Below are 18,876 nucleotides of genomic sequence, written 5' to 3'. Positions count from 1 at the left end.
GAACCGGCAGGAGGCCTCTTCGTGCGCTCACCCATACGCCTGCGCCGCACCGCGGGCGCCACGCTGTCCGCCGGGATCCTCCTCGCCGCGGGCTGTGCGCAGGGCACCCACGGCAGCAGCAACGGCACCAAGGGGACCGCCGACGTTCAGGCGGTGCTGCTGCAGCCGGCCCAGGCGCGGGGTCCCGACCCGTTCACCGCGTCGACGGCCCGGAAGTCCGGCGCGGCGCCGACGCCTTCGGATGCCGCTCCGTCGCGGTCCCCGGGCTCCGGCGGCGGCGCTGTCCACGAGCTGACCGGCGACACCCCCGGGCTCTACGGCGCCGTCCGGTCCGTGGCCTCCTGCGATGTCGGGAAGCAGATACGCCTGCTCGCCGCCGACCGGGCCAGGGGCGCGGCCTTCGCGCACGCGGCGGGCATCACTCCGGCCGGGATCGCCGGCTTCCTGCGCGGGTTGACCCCGGTCCTGCTGCGCGCCGACACCCGGGTCGCCGGCCACGGCTTCGGCGGGGGTGCCGAGACCACGTTCCAGACCGTGCTCCAGGCCGGCACCGCCGTGCTGGCCGACGGCTACGGGCTGCCGAGGGTGAGGTGTGCCTGCGGGAACCCGCTGACCGCGCCGGACCGCGCCCGTGCGCCGGGCGGCCGGGCGGGGGAGTGGACCGGCTACGACCCGGCGCGCATCGTCGCCGTCGGGCCGGCCGGGCGGGAGCTCTCGGGTCTGGTGATCGTGGACGTCGTGCACGACGCCTGGATCGAGCGGCGCACCGGGGACGAGGGCGCCCATGACCGCACGCCCGAGGTGCCGCCGCCGTACGGTCCGGACGCCGACATCACCGGGCCGCTGCCCAGGGTGCCGCCGGGGGAGCCGACGGACTGCCCCACGCCGGGTGTCCCGACCCCGCCCGGCGAGGAGGCCGCCGTGACCGCGAGCCCCTCGCTGGTCCCCCAGGACGGCCTGGCGGCGCCGCGCTGTCCGGGCGACCCGCCCTCCGGCGATGCCACCGAGCCTCCGGCCCCGCTGCCCGACGAGCCGACCGGTACCCCTGCGGAGCCGGACGACCCGCCCGGGGAGCCGGTGCCGTCGATGACGCAGGAGCCGCAGACGGCGATCCAGCTGCCGTGGCCGGACGGCGCCGGTGATGTCGCGGAGCCCGTCGCGGGGTGAGTCCGGCGCGGTCGCGCATATGGTCCAGACCTATTGACGGAAGGTCTGGACCACTTTAGCGTGTGCCGCGTTGTGGCGGCCGGGGTGTCAGGACCTCTGACTTGTCAGGATCATGGCACTTTCGGCTTCTCTGGTCTCCACCCCACGAAGGGAACCGGAAATGTTCGGTCGGACATCACGTCTGCTGGGCGTCGGCATCGCGGCGGCATGCGTCGTACAGATGCTGGTCGCGGCGACACCGAGCTCCGCGCAGGACGACACCTGCGCCGTCAAGTCCAAGCCCGCGGGCAAGGTGCTCCAGGGGTACTGGGAGAACTGGGACGGCGCGTCCAACGGTGTGCACCCGCCACTGGGCTGGATCCCCGTCACCGACAGCCGCATCACGCAGCACGGCTACAACGTGATCAACGCGGCCTTCCCGGTGATCCGCTCCGACGGCACCGTCCTGTGGGAGGACGGGATGGACTCGACCGTCAAGGTCCCGACCCCGGCCGAGATGTGCCAGGCGAAGGCGTCCGGACTCACCACCCTGATGTCCATCGGCGGCGCGACGGCCGGGATCGACCTCAGCTCCAGCGCGGTGGCCGACCGCTTCGTCGAGACGGTGGTGCCGATCCTCAAGAAGTACAACTTCGACGGCATCGACATCGACATCGAGACCGGTCTGAGCGGCAGCGGCAACATCAAGCAGCTGTCCGCCTCGCAGGCCAACCTGATCCGCATCATCGACGGCGTACTGGCCCGGATGCCCTCCAACTTCGGCCTGACGATGGCCCCGGAGACGGCCTACGTCACCGGCGGCAGCGTCACGTACGGCTCGATCTGGGGCGCGTACCTGCCCATCGTGAAGAAGTACGCGGACAACGGCCGGCTCTGGTGGCTGAACATGCAGTACTACAACGGCAGTATGTACGGCTGCTCCGGCGACTCGTACGAGGCGGGCACCGTCCAGGGCTTCACCGCGCAGACGGACTGTCTCGACAAGGGGCTGGTCATCCAGGGCACCACCGTCAGGGTGCCCTACGACAAGCAGGTCCCGGGGCTGCCCGCCCAGCCGGGCGCGGGCGGCGGCTACATGGCGCCGGGTCCGGTGTCCCAGGCCTGGAACCACTACGGCGGCGGCCTGAAGGGCCTGATGGACTGGTCGCTGAACTGGGACGGTTCCAAGAACTGGACCTTCGGCGACAACGTCAGGGCGCTGCAGGGGCGCTGACCGCCCCGCGACGGACGCCGGCCCCGGAAGGCCTCCGAGCGGAGGCCTTCCGGGGCCGACGGGCGTGATGTCAGTTGCCGGGCTCCGAGGCGTCGAGCATGGCCTCGCGCTCCACGACCTTGACCCGCTCGCGGTCCTGCTCGGCGCCGAGGGCGCGCTCGTGGGCATCCAGCCGGTACCAGCCCTCACGGGTGGTGTAGCGCACCCCGCGCGCCCGCAGGAACTCGGTGACGGCCTCCGGCTCGGGCTGCGCCGGGGCGGGCAGCCGGCCGGTGGTGTGGTCCTCCAGCAGGCAGGCGACGGTCTCGTTCGCGTCGCCCTTGGTGTGGCCGATCAGGCCGATCGGGCCGCGCTTGATCCAGCCGGTGACATACACCGAGTCCATCGGCTCGTCACCGGCCAGGACCCGTCCGGCGGCGTGCGGGACGGTGCCGGAGGCGACGTCGAAGGGGAGCTTGGGCAGCTCCTGCGAGTAGTAGCCGACCGCGCGGTAGACGCTCTGCACGTCCCAGTCGTTGAAGCGGCCGGTGCCGCGCACGTTGCCGGTGCCGTCCAGTTCGGTGCGCTCGGTGCGCAGCCCGACGACCCTGCCGTCCTCGCCGAGGATCTCGACCGGGGACTCGAAGAAGTGCAGGAACAGCTTGTGCGGACGGTCGCCGGCATCGCGGATCGCCCAGTTCTCCAGCGTGGAGGCGACCATGTTGGCCTGCTTGTTGCCGCGCCGGGTCTCGATCGAGCCCTGGTCGTAGTCGATGTCCTCGGGGTTGACGATGACCTCGATGTTGGGCGAGTGGTCCAGCTCGCGCAGCTCCATCGGGCTGAACTTGGCCTGGGCCGGGCCGCGCCGCCCGAAGACGTGCACCTCCAGCGCCTTGTTGGCCTTGAGGCCCTCGTACACGTTGGCGGGGATCTCCGTCGGCAGCAGCTCGTCACCGGTCTTGGCGAGCATCCGGGCCACGTCCAGGGCCACGTTGCCGACGCCGAGGACCGCGACCTTCTCGGCCTCCAGCGGCCAGGTGCGCGCGACGTCCGGGTGGCCGTCGTACCAGGAGACGAAGTCGGCGGCCCCGTGCGAGCCGTCCAGCTCGCTGCCGGGTATGTCCAGGGCGCGGTCCGCGTCGGCGCCGGTGGAGAAGATCACGGCGTCGTAGAAGGACCGCAGCTCGTCCAGGCCGATGTCGTTCGGGTAGTCGACGTTGCCGAAGAGCCGCAGCTGCGGCTTGTCCAGGACCTGGTGCAGCGCCTGGACGATGCCCTTGATCCGGGGATGGTCCGGTGCCACGCCGTAGCGGATCAGGCCGAAGGGGGCGGGCATCCGCTCGAACAGGTCGATGGACACGCCCGGGTCGGCGGCGACCTCGGATTTGAGCAGCGCGTCCGCTGCGTAGATTCCGGCGGGGCCGGCTCCGACGATGGCAACGCGGACGGGGCGTGTCATGGAGGGCTGTTCCTTAGAACGGGCGGAAGGACGGGCGAACACGGATGGGGCGCGTCTTGGTAAGGCTTGGCTTAGTTCGCCCCTGCGCACACGTTAGCCGCTGCCCGGGTCCGGTTTCGGGGCGGGTCGGCGTTCTGCGGGGGTATCCGGTACTCCGGCCCGGGGCTCCCCGGGCCGATTCCTTGGGATACGGGCCCGCGGGGCGGTCTGCGGAATGTGTCCCATCGCACGTTCAGCTGGTGGACAGCTCAGTCGAAGAATCGGACAAATGGTGGCAGAGTTGCCCACATGGATGATCGGGTAGCGGGTGCCCTGTCACTCCCGGACGACTGGCCCGCCCACCCGGACCTCAGTCTCGCCCTGAACCGTATGGGCAGCTTCGACTGGGACCTCGACAGCGGCCTCATGCACATGGATCAGCCCGCCCTAGACGTGTTCGACCTGCGGGCCGACGAATACGACGACCGGCCGGAGTCGCTCGCCGTGCGCGTGCCCCCGGACGAGGGGGTGCGGCTGGACGCGCTGGTAGCGCAGGCGCTCAAGAGCGGGCGCAGCAACTACGGGGCGTACTTCCGCAGCCTGCGCCGCGACGGGAGCCTGCGCTGGACCCACACCCAGGGCTTCGTCCGGCGCGACGCGACCGGGCGCCCGCGCCGGATCATCGGCATCGTCCGGGACGCCACCCAGGAGCTGGCCGACTCCACCGCCCGCCGCGAGCTGGACCAGGAGCGCAGGCGCCGGACCAGCCTGGTGGAGGGCACCACGGCCGCGCTGGCGCACGCCCGTACCGTCCGGGACGTCACCGACGTGCTCAAGAACTCCCAGGGGCTCGCCCACCTGGGGGCGACGAGCCTGGTCATGGGTCTGATCGAGGCCGGGCGCATCCATCTGGTGGCGGACGGGCCGGAGGGCTCCTTCGTGCCGGGCACCCGCTACACCCGGACGGACGAGCCCTACCCGATGAGCGAGGTGGTGCGCACGCTCACCCCCCGCTTCATCGAGTCCGCGGAGGACTTCGCCGCCTCGTATCCCATCCTGTGGCCCTACATCAGCCATCTCGGCATCACCTCGGCGGCCTATCTGCCGCTGATCGCCCAGGCGCGCCCGATCGGCGCGCTCGGGCTGCTCTACAGCGACAAGGACGGCTTCACCGGCGACGAACGCAATCTGCTGGTCGCCCTCGGCAGCTCCATCGCCCAGAGCCTCCAGCGCGCCATGCTCTACGAGCAGGAGCACGACCTCGCCGAGGGGCTGCAGCAGGCCATGCTGCCGCGGCGGATCCCCGAGGTGCCCGGGGCGCAGATCGCCGTCCGCTACCGCTCGGCCCGCCTCGGCCGGGACATCGGCGGCGACTGGTACGACGTCATCCCGCTGCCCGGCGGCCGGGTCGGCGCCGTCATCGGTGACGTACAGGGGCACGACACCCACGCCGCGGCCGTCATGGGTCAGCTGCGCATCGTGCTGCGCGCCTACGCGGCCGAGGGCCACAGCCCGGCGACGGTGATGGCGCGGGCCTCCGTGTTCCTGCACGAGCTGGACACCGACCGCTTCGCGACCTGCACCTACGCCGAGGCCGACCTGACCACCGGGGTCGTGCAGCTGGTCCGGGCCGGTCATGTGGACCCGCTGGTCCGGGAGCCGGACGGCACCTGCCGCAAGGTGCCCGTCGACGGCGGGCTGCCGCTGGGGCTCTCCGCCGAGTTCGGGCGGCTGGAGTACCCGGTCAGCACGGTCGAGCTGGATCCCGGCCAGACCATGGTGCTGTTCACCGACGGGCTGGTGGAACTGCCCGGGGCCGACCTGGACGAGGGGATGCAGCTGCTGGCCGACACGGTCAGGACCGGCCCGCAGGACCTCCAGCCACTGGCCGACCGGCTCTGCGAGTGGGTCGACGAGCGCGGCGGCGAGGACGACGTCGCGGTGCTGCTGCTGCGGCGCCGGGCCGCCCACGCACCGCAGCCCGGCGGCCGGCTCCAGCAGCACGTGGCACAGAACGACCCCGAGGCGCTGAGCTCGGCCCGCCACATGATCCGTGCGGCGGTGCGGGCCTGGGGCGCGAAGGACCGGGCCGACGAGGTCGAGCTGGCCGCCGACGAACTGACCACCAACGCGCTGATGCACACCGACGGCGGCGCGATCGTCACCATCCGGGTGCTCACCGGGGCCGGGCGCCGGCTCCGGGTCGATGTCGAGGACCGCTCCAGCGCGCTGCCGCGCCGCCGGGACGCGGGTGAATCGGGTGTGTCGGGCCGGGGGCTGATGCTCGTGGACCAGCTGGCGGACGCCTGGGGCGTCGAGTCACGGGGCACCGGCAAGTGCGTCTGGTGCGAGTTCAGCATTCCGCCACGCGACTGAGCCGCCGGACCGGCGCCGCCCGGAGGAAGCCCCCGAGGCGGTTGCGCGGGCAGCGGCGGGGGCTATGAACACTACTGGAAAGTAACAGAACGTAACATGTCTGTACTTGACCGTAACCGATCGAGAGGGATTGACTGTGATCTCGTGATTGCCGTCAGTCATTTGTCTTCGATGACATGAGGACCCGTTGGGCACTGAGCTACTGGCACCCCTCGATCTCGCCTTCTGGCACCTTGAGTCCGATGCCCACCCCATGCACCTCGGCGCGCTCGCCGTCTTCTCCCCGGACGGGGGCGGTGCGCCCGGACCTGACGCGCTGCTGGAACTGCTCGGCTCCCGGGCCGCCGCGATCCCCCGGCTGCGGATGCGGGTACGCGACGTACTGCTGCCGGTCGGCGGCGCGGCCTGGTCGGTGGACAAGGACTTCGACGTCCACCGGCACGTCAAGCGGGTGGAGCTGCCCGAAACGGCGGACGGTGAGGGCGCGTTCATGGCAGGGGCCACCCGGCTCGCCGGCGAACTGATGGAACGGCCGCTGCGCAGAGGGCTGCCGCCCTGGGAGATGTACGTGATCGGCGGCGCGGCCGACGGCCCCTTCGCCGTCCTGGTCAAGCTCCACCACGCGCTCGCCGACGGGATGCGGGCGGTTGCCATCGGGGCCGGGATCTTCGACGAGATCGCCTCCGTCGCTGGACCCGGCCGGGCCGGTGCACCGGCCGGCCGGGTCAGGCCGGTGCCGCCGCGCTCCTGGATGCCGGGCCCGCGCCAGGTCGCCGGTCTCGCCCTCGGCCGGATCGAGGATCTCGGCCGGGCGTTCGGCGTCGGCGCCTCGCTGGTACGGGCCAGCCGCCTCGACCTGCGCGGCGCGACTGCGCTCAGCGCCAGCTCCAGCGGCACCAGGCGCCTGGCCACCGCCGATCTGGACCTCGACGCCGTGCAGCGCATCCGCCGGGCGGCGGGCGGCACCGCCAACGACGTGCTGCTCGCGGTCGTCGCCGGAGCGCTGCGCCGGTGGATGCTGGAGCGCGGCGAGCCGCTGCCCGGCGCCGACCCGCGCGCCCTGGTCCCCGTCTCCAGGCGCCGCCCGGGAGGCGCCGCCACCGGGAACCGGCTCTCCGCCTACCTGCTCGGCCTCCCCGTCTCGGAGCCCGACCCCTGGCAGCGCCTGCGGGCGGTCCGCGGGGCCATGGACCGCAACAAGTCCGCCGGGCCGCTGCGCGGGGCCGGCGCGGTCGCCGTACTCGCCGACCAGCTGCCCTCGCTCGCCCATCGCTTCGGCGCCCCGCTCGCCGGCAACGCGGCCAGGATGCTCTTCGACGTCCTGGTCACCAGCGTGCCGCTGCCGCGCTCCGCGCTCTCGCTCGCCGGGTGCCCGCTGCGCGCGCTGTACCCGATGGCGCCGCTGGCCCGGGGCCAGTCGCTCGCCGTCGCGCTCACGACGTACGGCGGCCGGGTGCAGGTCGGGCTGGTGGCCGACGGCAAGGCGCTGCCCGACCTGGAGCGGCTGGGGCGCTGCGCCGAGGAAGAGGTGGCCGAGCTGCTCGCGGCGCTGCCTGTCCGCTGAACGGCCGGGCCCCAGGCTTCGGCCGTCCGACCGGTCGTGCGGCCATAGGTCGGACAGATTCCCGGGCAATCGAGGTAGTTGATGGCGCCCGGGGTGTTGACGTGCCCAAGTGATCCGATGAATATTTGCCGTGTGCACGAAGTGATCATCGGGGAGGGCGGCACAGGCATGCGGCGCAACAGGCTGGGAAACAGCGCGGTCGAGGTCACCGAGCTGTCCTTCGGGGCGGCCGCCATCGGCAATCTCTTCACCGCCGTCGAACCGGCGCGGGCCGCGGCCGCCGTCGACGCCGCCTGGGACGAGGGCGTCCGCTACTTCGACACCGCCCCGCACTACGGACTGGGCCTCTCCGAGCGACGGCTCGGTGAGGCGCTGCGCACCCGGCCCCGCGACTCGTACGCGCTGTCCACCAAGGTCGGCCGGGTGCTCGACCCGCTGCCCGACGGGGCGCCCGCCCCGTCCGACGAGCTCTCCGAGGGCTTCGCCGTACGGGCCACCCACCGCCGCCGCTGGGACTTCAGCGCCGCCGGCGTCCGGCGCAGCATCGAGGACAGCCTGGAACGGCTCGGCCTCGACCGCATCGACATCGCCTACCTGCACGACCCGGACGACCACGCGGAAGCCGCCTTCCGGCACGCCTACCCGGAGCTGGAGAAACTGCGCGCCGAGGGCGTGATCGGCGCCATCGGGGCCGGCATGAACCAGACCGCGATGCTCACCCGGTTCATCCGCGAGACCGACGCCGACGTGGTGCTCTGCGCCGGCCGTCACACCCTCCTCGACCAGTCCGCCCTCATCGAGCTGCTGCCCGAGGCAGCCGCCCGCGGCCGCAGCGTCGTCGTCGGCGGGGTCTTCAACTCCGGCCTCCTCGCGGACCCGCGCCCCGGCGCGACCTACGACTACGCCGCCGCCCCCATCAGCCTCCTGGACCGGGCGCTGCGCCTGAAGGCCGTCACCGAGGCCCACGGCGTGCCGCTGCGTGCGGCCGCCCTGCACTACCCGCTCACCCACCCCGCCGTCGCCGGGGTGCTCGTCGGCACCCGCTCCCCGGAAGAGGTCCGTGACGCCGCCGCGCTGCTGCGCGAACCGGTCCCCGACGAGCTCTGGGACGAGCTGCGCGCAGAGGGCCTGCTGACCGAGAACGGAAACTGACATGCGTATCGCCCTGCACACCAAGGTCCGCGCGGACCGCATAGCCCAGTACGAGGCCGCACACCGAGAGGTACCGGCCGAACTGACCCGGGCGATCCGCGCGGCCGGCGCCACCTCCTGGACGATCTGGCGCAGCGGCACCGAACTGTTCCACGTCATCGAGTGCGAGGACTACGCCCGGCTCCTGGCCGAACTGGAGGAGCTCCCCGTCAACGTCGCCTGGCAGGCCAGGATGGACGAGCTCCTCGACGTCACGCACGACTACTCCTCCAACGGCGCCGGAGCCGGGCTCCCCGTCGCCTGGGAGCTGTGAGGTGACCGGCGGCCCGCGCATCGTCGACGCCCACCACCACGTCTGGGACCTCTCGGTACGCGACCAGGAGTGGATCACCGGCGAGGAACTCGCGCCCCTGCGACGCGACTTCTCCCTTGCCGACCTGGAGCCGGAGGCCCGCGCCAACGGCGTGAGCGCCACCGTGCTCGTGCAGACCGTCACCGTCCCCGAGGAGACCCCCGAGTTCCTCGCGCTCGCGGACGGCAGCGATCTCGTCGCCGGCGTCGTGGGCTGGAGCGACCTCACGGCGCCCGGCATCGCCGACACCCTCGCCGCCCTGCGCGAGCTCCCCGGCGGCGACCGGCTCGTCTCGCTGCGCCACCAGGTCCAGGGCGAACCCGACCCCGAATGGCTCCTGCGCGCCGACGTACTGCGCGGCCTGGCCGCGGTGGCCGGTGCCGGGCTCGTCTACGACCTGGTGGTCCAGCCGCACCAGCTGCCCGCCACCGTCCGGGCCGCCGAGCTGCTGCCCGGCCTCACCTTCGTCCTGGACCACGCGGGCAAACCGCCCATCGCGACCGGCGCCCTGCGCCCCTGGGCCGACGAGGTGCGGGCGCTGGCCGCCCTCCCCAACACCGTGTGCAAACTCTCCGGCCTGGTCACCGAGGCCGACCGGCACCACTGGACCGCCGAGGACCTGCGCCCCTTCGCGGACACCGTCATCGACGCCTTCGGGCCCGCCCGGCTGATGTTCGGCTCGGACTGGCCGGTGTGCCGGCTCGCCGCCACGTACACCGAGGTCGTCGAGGCCGCCCACACCCTGGTCAGCGGTCTTGCCCCCGGTGAACGGGCCGCCGTCCTCGCCACCACCGCCGAGCGCGTGTACGGCCTCCGGTAGCCACCGGGGCGACGCCTGCGGCAGGCTGGGAACCATGCCCGAACTGCCGGAAGTCGAAGCCCTGCGGGTCTTCCTCGACGACCACCTGGTCGGCAGGGAGATCGACCGCGTACTCCCGCTCGCCATCAGCGTCCTGAAGACGTACGACCCGCCGCTCACCGCCCTGCACGGCGGCACCGTCACCGGCGTCCGGCGGCACGGCAAGTTCCTGGACATCGCCGTCGGCCCCCTCCACCTGCTCACCCACCTCGCACGCGCCGGCTGGCTCCAGTGGAAGGAGAGCTTCCCCGCCACCCCGCCGCGCCCCGGCAAGGGGCCACTGGCGCTGCGTACCGTACTCACCGGCGGCGACGGCTTCGACCTCACCGAGGCCGGCACCACCAAACGCCTCGCCGTCCACCTCGTCCACGACCCCGCCGAGGTGCCCGGCGTGGCCCGCCTGGGGCCCGACCCGCTGGACCCGTCCTTCGACCGCGACGCGTTCGCCGCGCTGCTCGAAGGGGAGCGCCGGCAGATCAAGGGCGCGCTGCGCGACCAGTCCCTCATCGCCGGCATCGGCAACGCCTACAGCGACGAGATCCTGCACGTCGCGAAGATGTCGCCGTTCAAACTCACCGCACACCTCACCGACGACGAGATCACCCGGCTGCACACCGCCCTGCGCACCACGCTCGACGACGCCGTCGCCCGCTCCAGCGGACTCGCGGCCGGAAAGCTCAAGGCCGAGAAGCGCAGCGGGATGCGGGTCCACGGGCGCACCGGCCAACCCTGCCCGGTCTGCGGCGACACCGTCCGCGAGGTCTCCTTCAGCGACTCCTCGCTCCAGTACTGCCCGACCTGCCAGACCGGCGGGAAACCACTCGCCGACCGCAGGCTCTCCAGACTGCTCAAGTAGCCCGCCCGGCCGGTGCGCCGTTCGATCCGCCCGTGTCACCCGGCCGGTCTACACTCCGGCCTCATGCTGCGCGTACTCGCCGTCGACGACGAAGAACCCGCCCTGGAGGAGCTGCTGTACCTCCTGCGCGCCGATCCCCGCATCCGCAGCGCCGAAGGGGCCACCGGGGCCACCGAGGCGCTGCGCCGCATCGGCGGCGCCGTCGACGCGGGGCCCGAGGACGCCGCCGCCATCGACGTCGTCTTCCTCGACATCCACATGGCCGGGCTGACCGGGCTCGACGTCGCCCAGCTGCTGGCCGGATTCGCCGCGCCCCCGCTCATCGTCTTCGTCACCGCCCACGAGGACTTCGCCGTGCAGGCCTTCGACCTCAAGGCCGTCGACTACGTCCTGAAGCCGGTACGCCGCGAGCGCCTGGCCGAAGCGGTACGCCGCGTCGCCGAACAGGTCGCAGAGCGCTCCGCACCCGTCCACGACACGTCACAGGACCAGATCCCGGTCGAACTGGGCGGCGTCATCCGCTTCGTACCGATCGACGACATCGCGTACGCCGAGGCCCAGGGCGACTACGCGCGGCTGCACACCGCCACCGGAAGCCACCTGGTCCGGGTGCCGCTGACCACCCTGGAGGAGCGCTGGCGGACCCGAGGCTTCGTACGCATCCACCGCCGCCACCTCGTGGCGCTCGGAAGGATCGACGAACTCCGCCTCGACGCGGGCAGCATGAGCGTGCGCATCGGCACCGCCGAACTCGCCGTCAGCCGCCGCCACACCCGCGCGCTGCGCGATCTGCTGATGCGGCAGGGCGGTCGCTGACCAGCGGCTACCCGCGTTCGAATCCCTTCCCAGCGGGGCCGGGTGCTGCGTACACTCCGGCCCCATGTCCGCAGAGTCAACGCCCCGGCGCGAAGTGGTGACGGGGGAGCCCCGGCGGGTCCGGCCGCTGCCGCGCTACCGCACCCAGTCGGAGATCGACGAACAGACCGCGCTGGGCGGTGCCTACGTACGCTCGCTGATGCGCAGCCAACTGCGCGCCGGGCTCACCGCCTTCGCCGTGCTCGCCGCCGTGGCGGGCACCCTGCCACTGGTCTTCGCGGCGCTGCGCAGCGACGCCGTCGTGTGGGCCGTCCTCGGCTTCGCCGCCTACCCCCCGCTCACCCTGATCGCCTGGTGGTACGTGCGCCGGGCCGAGCGCAACGAACACGACTTCGCCCGGCTCGTGGAAGGCCGCCCCGCACAGTGAGCCGCGCCTACGCGGTGACGGCGGTCGCCGCCGTCGTCTCCGCCACCGTCCTCGTCGGCGGATTCGGACTGCGCATCTCCCGCACCACGTCCGACTTCTACGTCGCGTCGCGCACCGTACGGCCCCGCCTCAACGCGGCCGCGATCAGTGGCGAGTACCTCTCCGCCGCCTCCTTCCTCGGCATCGCCGGACTGGTGCTGGTGCACGGCCCCGACATGCTCTGGTACCCCGTCGGCTACACCGCCGGGTACCTCGTCCTGCTGGTCTTCGTCGCCGCCCCGCTGCGCCGTTCGGGGGCGTACACCCTGCCCGACTTCGCCGAGGGACGGCTCGAATCGCGGCAGGTGCGCCGGCTCGTCAGCGTCCTCGTCGTCGGAGCGGGCTGGCTCTACCTCGTCCCGCAGCTCCAGGGCGCCGGGCTCACCCTGAAGATCCTCACCGGGGCGCCCGGCTGGCTCGGGGACGTGCTCGTCGCCTCCGTGGTCGTCCTGGCCGTCGCCGCGGGCGGCATGCGCTCCATCACCTTCGTCCAGGTCTTCCAGTACTGGCTGAAGCTGACCGCACTCCTGGTCCCCGCCATCTTCCTGGTCCTGGCCTGGCAGGGCGACGGACGCCCCCGCGTCACCTTCGACGAGCAGCTGTCCGTCTTCCGCGCCGACCACCCGCTGTACGCCACCTACGGGCTCATCGTCGCCACCTTCCTCGGCACGATGGGCCTGCCGCACGTCGTCGTCCGCTTCTACACCAGCCCCAACGGCCGCGACGCCCGCCGCACCACCGTCGCCGTCCTCGCCCTCATCGGCGTCTTCTACCTGCTGCCGCCCGTCTACGGCGCCCTCGGGCGGCTGTACGCCCCCGAGCTCATCGGCGGCGGCGACGCGGACGCCGCCGTGCTGCTGCTGCCCGGCCGGGTCATCGGCGGCCTCGGCGGCGACCTGCTCGGCGCGCTCATCGCCGGTGGCGCCTTCGCCGCGTTCCTGTCCACCGCCTCCGGACTCACCATGGCCGTCGCCGGGGTCCTCACCCAGGACGTGCTGCCCTCGCGGGGCGTACGGCACTTCCGGCTGGCCACCGTCCTCGCCATCTCCGTCCCGCTGGCCGGATCGCTGCTGGTCAGCCGGGTGCCGGTGGCGGACTCGGTGGGGATGGCGTTCGCGGTCTCCGCGTCCTCCTTCTGCCCGCTCCTGGTCCTCGGGATCTGGTGGCGCCGGCTCACCCCGCCCGGCGCCGTCGCCGGTCTCCTGCTCGGCGGCGGCTCGGCGCTGCTCTCCGTCGCGATCACCGTGAGCGGCGCGGTGCGCCCGCCCGGCTGGCCGCATGCCCTGCTCGCCTGGCCCGCCGTCTGGTCCGTACCCGTCGGCTTCCTCGCCATGATCCTCGTCTCGCTGGCCACGCCCGGCCGGATACCGGCCGGCACCAACGCCGCCATGACCCGCTTCCACCTGCCCGAAGCGCTCACCTCGGGGAGGCACCGGTGACCGGGGCCGGATACGCGGTGATCGTGCTCATCGGCGTCCTGCTGTCCGGGGCCGGCCTGCTGGCCGGACGCCGCACCGCCCGCCCCGTCCGCACCAGCGACGTCGGCACCCCGGTGGAGCACGCCACCTTCGAGACCCTGCACACCGCTTCACTGGCCGCGCCCCCGCTGCGCGCCGGACTCACCGAGGACAGCGCCCGCAAGTCCGCCCGCCGGCTGCGCTCCCTGCTCGGCACCGACGCGCTGTGCCTCACCGACCGCGAGCGCGTACTCGTTTGGGACGGCGAGGGCGGCCACCACGGCGAACACGTCATGGAACAGGTGGCGGAGCTGCTCGCCAGCGGCCGCGACACCGCCTTCCGCAGCGACTGCGACGATCTGGACTGCCCGCTGCGGTGGGCCGTCGCCGTACCGCTCACCGTCGACCACCGGGTACTGGGAGCCCTCATCGCCTACGCGCCCCGGGAGTCGGCCGTCCTGGCGCGGGCCGCAGGTGAGGTCGCCCGCTGGGTCTGCGTACAGCTGGAACTCGCCGAGCTCGACCGCTCGCGCACCCAGCTCATCGAGGCCGAGATCAGGGCCCTGCGCGCGCAGATCTCCCCCCACTTCATCTTCAACTCACTGGCCGCCATCGCCTCGTTCGTCCGCACCGACCCCGAGCAGGCCCGCGAACTCCTTCTGGAGTTCGCCGACTTCACCCGCTACTCCTTCCGCAGTCACGGCGACTTCACCACCCTCGCGGACGAACTGCACTCCATCGACCAGTACCTGGCCCTGGTCCGGGCCCGCTTCGGCGAAAGGCTCGCGGTCACCCTCCAGGTCGCCCCCGAGGTACTGCCCGTCGCCCTGCCCTTCCTCTGCCTCCAGCCCCTCGTCGAGAACGCCGTCAAGCACGGGCTCGAAGGCGCGGTCACCTCCAGCCGCATCACCATCAGCGCCCTGGACGCGGGCTCCGAGGCCGAGGTCGTCATCGAGGACGACGGCATCGGCATGGACCCCGAACGGCTGCGCCACATCCTGCGCGGCGAGGGCGGCAAGTCCACCGGCGTCGGCCTGCTCAACGTGGACGAGCGGCTGCGCCAGGTGTACGGGGACGACTACGGGCTCGTCATCGAGACGGGCATCGGCGCCGGAATGCGGATCACCGTGCGGCTTCCGAAGTACCGCGCCGGGGTGCACGGTTCCTGAGGACCGGCCGCCGGGCCCTCAGTAAAGGTGGATCGAGAGGTGTCCCAGCGGCAGCCCCAGCTGCCAGGCCGGCGTCCACACCTGGGCCGGGGCCCCCTCCGCCTCCGGGCCGGGCGGGCCGTCGGCCGGTTCCGGGTCCGGCGGGCCGATCGCGTCGAGGTCGGCCGCCAGCAGCTCGGTGTCCTCCAGCCACCGCCACGCCGCGCGGGCCAGCGCGAGATCCGGGTCGGGGCCTCCCCGCGCCGTCTCCAGCGCGTCGAGCCGTTCACAGACCCAGCCGCGCCACGGCGCCCCGTACGCCGTCAGCAGCCGCAGCTCGTCCACCCGGGTCGCGGGGAGCGCCTCGGCCACCGCGCCGTCGGAGAGGAAGACGGTGAGGGCGAGCGCGTCACGCCCCGCCCGGTACTCCAGCGTCGCCGGTTCCATCAGCTCACCGGTCCGCAGCAGTTCGTCGGCGATGTACTCGGCGTACATCCAGGCCATCGGGATCAGCAGCCCGCCGCCACCGGATCCGTCACGACGTTCCGGACGCATCGCGTCTCGCCCCATTCCGTTCTCGGCACGCCCCTACACGCAGCATTGAACCGGGGGAGCGCGCCCCGCGTGGCCAGAAGGGCAGGATCCGTAGGACCGGATACGTCACAGACAAGAGGTTGCGATGACCGCCGACCCCGGGGAGGGACCGCACATGAGGCAGCTGCTCGGAGCCTACGTGCTGGACGCGCTCGCGGCCCCGGAGGCGCTGGAGGTCTCCCGCCACCTGCAGAACTGCGACCGCTGCGCCGCCGACTACGTGGCGGTGGCGGAGGCCGCGGCACTGCTGCCGCTGCTCAGTGAGGAGGACCTCCTGGAGTAGCCCGGCAGACCGCGCGAGAGCAGGCGCAGCGCGTAGTACGAACGGGACTTGACGGTCCCGGCCGGAATGCCGAGCACCTCGGCCGTCTCGGCCACGCTCAGCCCCCGGAAGTAGATCTGCACCAGCACCGCCCGGTGCTCCGGGCTGAGGCCGCGCACCGCCTCGCGCACATCGAGCGCGGCGACCGCGGACTCGGCGGTGTCCTCCCCGCACGGGGCGCTCTCCAGTACCGCGTCGCCCACCTCGACGGGCCGGGCCAGCCGTGACCTGCGTGCGTCGATCGCCAGCCGGCGGCCGACGGTGAACAGCCAGGGCCGCATCGACTCGTACGGGGCGTCGAAGGCCTCCGGGTGCTGCCAGGCCCGCACCAGGGTCTCCTGGAGCAGGTCCTCGGCCCGCTGGCGGTCACCGAAGGTCAGGCCGAGCAGGAAGTGGAACAGGGCCGGGCCGTGGTCACGCTGCAGATCCGCGAGGGCCCGCTCGTCGGTCGTCGCCGTGGTCATCGTGAACGCCCTTCCCCGCGGAGGTCCCTGCCGCCTCGCTGCTGACTGGCGTATATGAACGCATCCGGGCCCCGGGCAACAGGACAAAAGCCGCCCCGTGCGACGAGCGGTCGCACGGAGCGGCGAATGGTGCGGTGAGCGGTCGGGCGGCGGCGGCGCGGGCCCGCGAAGATCCGCCGGACAGGCCCTAAGGGACCACGGTGACGGGCCAGCGTCCCGCCTTCACCAGGCGGACGGCCACCGAGCCGATGAAACGGTGCCCCGCCGACTCCGAGGCGCCCACCACTACGGCATCCGCCTTGAGTTCGTCCGCGGCCGTCACGAGGCCGTTGTACGGATCACCGCGGAAGGTGTGGAACTCCCAGCGCACATCCCATATGTCCTTCATCCGTTCGGTCGACTCCCGGATCTCGTTCACCAGACCCTCCGCGACCTCCACGGTCGTGTCACCGACCGGCGCCCCGAGCGCGGCGCCCGCGGGCAGCACGGGCTGCACGTAGACGAGGGCGAGCATGGCCCGCTGCCGACGGGCGAGACCCGCGGCATAGGCCGCGGCGCGCATGGACGACTCCGAACCGTCGAGGCCCGCGACGATCACTTTTGGGCCGTCTGTGCCACGTTCGAACTGGTGAGGCTGCTGGTCTGTCACGGCAGTGAGGCTATCCGCTCCCGGGCGGCCCACTCGCCCCGGATGCAGGCAGCCCGGTCGCGCGGACGCCGGTTGCCACGGACGGGCTCCCTCCATTGGGTGCAAAACCCCGCGTGACCGGTGTCGTTGAGGTGGGTGGGAGCCGGGACGTGCGAGCAGTTGGTCATGAAAAATGATCAGAGGCTGCCGGTGCGCAGAACGCTGCTGAGGCTCGCCGCAGGACTGGGCGCCGCCTCCCTCGTGCGCCTGGTCGCCGCGGACACCGCAGGCACTCCCTTCCGGCGCCCCGCGGCGCCGTCCACCGCCGCGGCCGGGCCGCAGGCGGCCCTCCGGACCAAGCCGCTGTCCTATCGTCTGAGTCCCATGACAGCGAACACCCCGCCCCACTACCGCCCCGCGGCGCCCCCCGTCCGGACCCGCCCGTTCGAGAAGCTCCCCGGCATCGGGCACGCGATGGTGCTGACCTTCGACGACGGCCCGGACCCGCTCTACACCCCGCACATCCTGGACACCCTGCGCAAGCACGATGTGCGGGCCATGTTCTTCCTGTGCGGGGAGATGGCCAACGACAACCAGGACCTGGTGCGCAGGATCTCCGACGAGGGTCACACGGTCGGCAACCACTCGTGGACGCATCCGCTGGTCACCAAGCTCTCCAGGGCGGGCATCACCGACGAGCTGGGCCGTACCAGCGAGGTGATCGAGAAGATCACCGGCGCGCCGCCGCTCTGGTACCGGGCGCCCTACGGGGCCTGGAACCGCAACTCCTTCGAGATCGGCGCGGCGATGGGCATGGAACCGATGGCCTGGACGGTGGACACGCTGGACTGGACGGTCCCCGGCACCGACAGCATCGTCCACCGGGTCAGGGAGGGGGCGGCGCCCGGGGTCGTGGTGCTGTCGCACGACGCGGGCGGCAACCGTTCGCAGAGCGTGGCCGCGCTGGGCCGCTATCTGCCCGAGCTCCTGGACGACGGCTACCGGCTCACCGTGCCGCAACGGCGCTGAGCCGCGCGGCGGCCGCCGCCGGGGACGGGTCCGCCCCCGGCAGCGGACGTCAGCGCGTGGCGACCAGCCGGGCGAAGACCACCACGTTGCCGTCGTAGCCGTTGGCCTTGGTGAACCCGCCACCGCAGGTGATGACCCGCAGCTCCGGCTTGCCGGTGTCGCCGTACACCCGGGCACCGGGGAAGTCGTTCTTCGCGAACACCTCGACACCGTAGACCTCGAACACGGCCACCCGGTCGTCGCTCCGGGTGACCTCGACGCGGTTGCCCTTCTTCAGCGAACCCAGGCTGTAGAAGACCGCCGGGCCTGCCTCGTTGTCGACGTGGCCGACGACCACCGAGGTGCCGAGCTGCCCCGGCGCGATGCCGTTCTGGTACCAGCCCGCCAGGTTCGGGTCCTGCGGGGGCGGCGTCTCGATCCAGCCGTCCGGGTCCAGGTTCACGTCGATGACCGGTGCGTCGACCTGGATCGAGGGGATGGCGACGCGGTCGACGGGGGCGTACGCCAGCGGCTTCACCACCGGGCCGGAGGCGGGCGCAGCGGGAGCCTGCTTCTGGTGGCCGACCGAGGTGGCGGCGACCGGCTGCGGCGGTCCGGGCGAGAGGTCCGCCCCGTTCCGCATCAGTGCGAGACCGGTGAGCATCACCAGGGCGAGCGCGCCCCAGGGCGAGTGTCTGATCCGTTCGGGGTGCCAGTTGTCCCGGCCCATGGTTCTCCCTTCGTCGCGACGAGGGGAACGCTAGGCGCGGGGCGGCCGGGCGGCGATCAGGGAGGGGCGAACGGGTGGCGGCCCGGTGGGCGCCTGCGTATCGGAGTAGTGCGCGGATAAAAGTTCTGACGCTCTGTGACCTGCGGATCCATCAGTTCCGCAGGTGCGCGGACGGTGTGTCGGATCACCGGGGTGGAGCAGCGCCGAAATGCGCTGGATCAAGGATCTGGTGAGGGTTCGTCATGGGAGGCGTTCTCGTCGATCCATCCCGGTGCACCGAGCTCCGG

The 18,876-nt window shown here is 72.5% G+C and carries 19 protein-coding genes; 14 read left to right on the top strand and 5 right to left on the bottom strand.

Features of this window, described 5'->3' with window-relative positions:
* The first annotated feature begins 21 nt into the window (after positions 1–21).
* Together EDD93_RS34795 and EDD93_RS34790 are read left to right on the top strand one after the other, a co-directional pair.
* On the top strand, positions 22–1,167 hold the full coding sequence (locus EDD93_RS34795; protein ID WP_123530210.1) for a DUF6777 domain-containing protein: 1,146 nt from the start codon (positions 22–24) through the stop codon (positions 1,165–1,167).
* A 160-nt stretch (positions 1,168–1,327) separates the two neighbouring features.
* Positions 1,328–2,380 (top strand): chitinase, encoded by a 1,053-nt coding sequence (locus tag EDD93_RS34790; RefSeq protein ID WP_123530208.1) that lies wholly within the window; start codon positions 1,328–1,330, stop codon positions 2,378–2,380.
* Between the two features lie 70 nt (positions 2,381–2,450).
* Here the strand turns inward: EDD93_RS34790 and EDD93_RS34785 are convergent, their stop codons facing one another.
* A complete protein-coding gene (locus EDD93_RS34785) occupies positions 2,451–3,818 on the bottom strand; it encodes an FAD-dependent oxidoreductase (RefSeq protein WP_123530206.1) in 1,368 nt (455 codons plus the stop codon).
* A 288-nt stretch (positions 3,819–4,106) separates the two neighbouring features.
* Here EDD93_RS34785 and EDD93_RS34780 point away from each other — a divergent pair, with 288 nt between their 5' ends.
* The 10 genes from EDD93_RS34780 to EDD93_RS34735 all read left to right on the top strand — a co-directional run bounded on the left by EDD93_RS34780 (position 4,107) and on the right by EDD93_RS34735 (position 14,864).
* On the top strand, positions 4,107–6,173 hold the full coding sequence (locus EDD93_RS34780; protein WP_123530205.1) for a SpoIIE family protein phosphatase: 2,067 nt from the start codon (positions 4,107–4,109) through the stop codon (positions 6,171–6,173).
* A gap of 187 nt (positions 6,174–6,360) precedes the next feature.
* Positions 6,361–7,737, top strand: coding sequence for a wax ester/triacylglycerol synthase family O-acyltransferase (locus EDD93_RS34775; RefSeq protein WP_123530202.1), 1,377 nt, complete (start codon positions 6,361–6,363; stop codon positions 7,735–7,737).
* Positions 7,738–7,905: 168 nt separating this feature from the next.
* Entirely contained in the window at positions 7,906–8,889 is a 984-nt protein-coding gene (locus tag EDD93_RS34770; protein ID WP_123531601.1) for an aldo/keto reductase, read from the top strand.
* A gap of 1 nt (position 8,890) precedes the next feature.
* Positions 8,891–9,202 (top strand): L-rhamnose mutarotase, encoded by a 312-nt coding sequence (locus EDD93_RS34765; RefSeq protein ID WP_123530200.1) that lies wholly within the window; start codon positions 8,891–8,893, stop codon positions 9,200–9,202.
* A 1-nt stretch (position 9,203) separates the two neighbouring features.
* On the top strand, positions 9,204–10,061 hold the full coding sequence (locus tag EDD93_RS34760; RefSeq protein ID WP_123530198.1) for an amidohydrolase: 858 nt from the start codon (positions 9,204–9,206) through the stop codon (positions 10,059–10,061).
* 34 nt (positions 10,062–10,095) lie between these two features.
* A complete protein-coding gene (locus EDD93_RS34755) occupies positions 10,096–10,956 on the top strand; it encodes an Fpg/Nei family DNA glycosylase (RefSeq protein ID WP_123530196.1) in 861 nt (286 codons plus the stop codon).
* 63 nt (positions 10,957–11,019) lie between these two features.
* Complete coding sequence (locus tag EDD93_RS34750; RefSeq protein ID WP_123530194.1) at positions 11,020–11,772, top strand: LytTR family DNA-binding domain-containing protein; 753 nt, start codon at positions 11,020–11,022, stop codon at positions 11,770–11,772.
* Between the two features lie 64 nt (positions 11,773–11,836).
* Positions 11,837–12,199: a hypothetical protein gene (locus EDD93_RS34745; protein ID WP_123530192.1), complete on the top strand. Its 363-nt coding sequence runs from the start codon at positions 11,837–11,839 to the stop codon at positions 12,197–12,199.
* Positions 12,196–13,677: a cation acetate symporter gene (locus EDD93_RS34740; RefSeq protein ID WP_123530190.1), complete on the top strand. Its 1,482-nt coding sequence runs from the start codon at positions 12,196–12,198 to the stop codon at positions 13,675–13,677. Before EDD93_RS34745 ends, EDD93_RS34740 begins: the two co-directional genes overlap by 4 nt.
* Entirely contained in the window at positions 13,674–14,864 is a 1,191-nt protein-coding gene (locus EDD93_RS34735; protein ID WP_123530188.1) for a sensor histidine kinase, read from the top strand. Before EDD93_RS34740 ends, EDD93_RS34735 begins: the two co-directional genes overlap by 4 nt.
* 18 nt (positions 14,865–14,882) lie before the next feature.
* On the opposite strand, the gene EDD93_RS34730 is transcribed toward EDD93_RS34735, so the two are convergent.
* Positions 14,883–15,398: a hypothetical protein gene (locus tag EDD93_RS34730; RefSeq protein WP_123530187.1), complete on the bottom strand. Its 516-nt coding sequence runs from the start codon at positions 15,396–15,398 to the stop codon at positions 14,883–14,885.
* Between the two features lie 124 nt (positions 15,399–15,522).
* On the opposite strand from EDD93_RS34730, the gene EDD93_RS34725 reads away from it, so the two are divergent.
* Positions 15,523–15,720, top strand: coding sequence for a zf-HC2 domain-containing protein (locus EDD93_RS34725; RefSeq protein ID WP_123530185.1), 198 nt, complete (start codon positions 15,523–15,525; stop codon positions 15,718–15,720).
* On the opposite strand, the gene EDD93_RS34720 is transcribed toward EDD93_RS34725, so the two are convergent.
* Together EDD93_RS34720 and EDD93_RS34715 are read right to left on the bottom strand one after the other, a co-directional pair.
* Positions 15,654–16,223, bottom strand: coding sequence for a sigma-70 family RNA polymerase sigma factor (locus EDD93_RS34720; protein WP_123530183.1), 570 nt, complete (start codon positions 16,221–16,223; stop codon positions 15,654–15,656). The two genes, EDD93_RS34725 and EDD93_RS34720, sit on opposite strands and share 67 nt — an antisense overlap.
* Positions 16,224–16,410: 187 nt before the next feature.
* Positions 16,411–16,872 carry a universal stress protein gene (locus tag EDD93_RS34715; protein ID WP_123530181.1) on the bottom strand — a complete coding sequence of 154 codons (462 nt, stop codon included), beginning with the start codon at positions 16,870–16,872 and terminating at the stop codon, positions 16,411–16,413.
* Between the two features lie 165 nt (positions 16,873–17,037).
* Between EDD93_RS34715 and EDD93_RS34710 the strand changes: the two genes are divergently transcribed.
* The gene (locus tag EDD93_RS34710; protein ID WP_123530179.1) at positions 17,038–17,880 is read left to right on the top strand and encodes a polysaccharide deacetylase family protein; all 843 of its coding nucleotides are present in this window, start codon (positions 17,038–17,040) and stop codon (positions 17,878–17,880) included.
* 49 nt (positions 17,881–17,929) lie between these two features.
* Here the strand turns inward: EDD93_RS34710 and EDD93_RS34705 are convergent, their stop codons facing one another.
* Positions 17,930–18,589, bottom strand: coding sequence for a class F sortase (locus EDD93_RS34705; RefSeq protein WP_123530177.1), 660 nt, complete (start codon positions 18,587–18,589; stop codon positions 17,930–17,932).
* Positions 18,590–18,876 lie beyond the last annotated feature (287 nt).

Origin of the sequence: Streptomyces sp. 840.1 (assembly GCF_003751445.1) — a bacterium.
Classification (GTDB): domain Bacteria; phylum Actinomycetota; class Actinomycetes; order Streptomycetales; family Streptomycetaceae; genus Streptomyces.
This window is presented reverse-complemented; position numbering and strand designations above follow the sequence as displayed.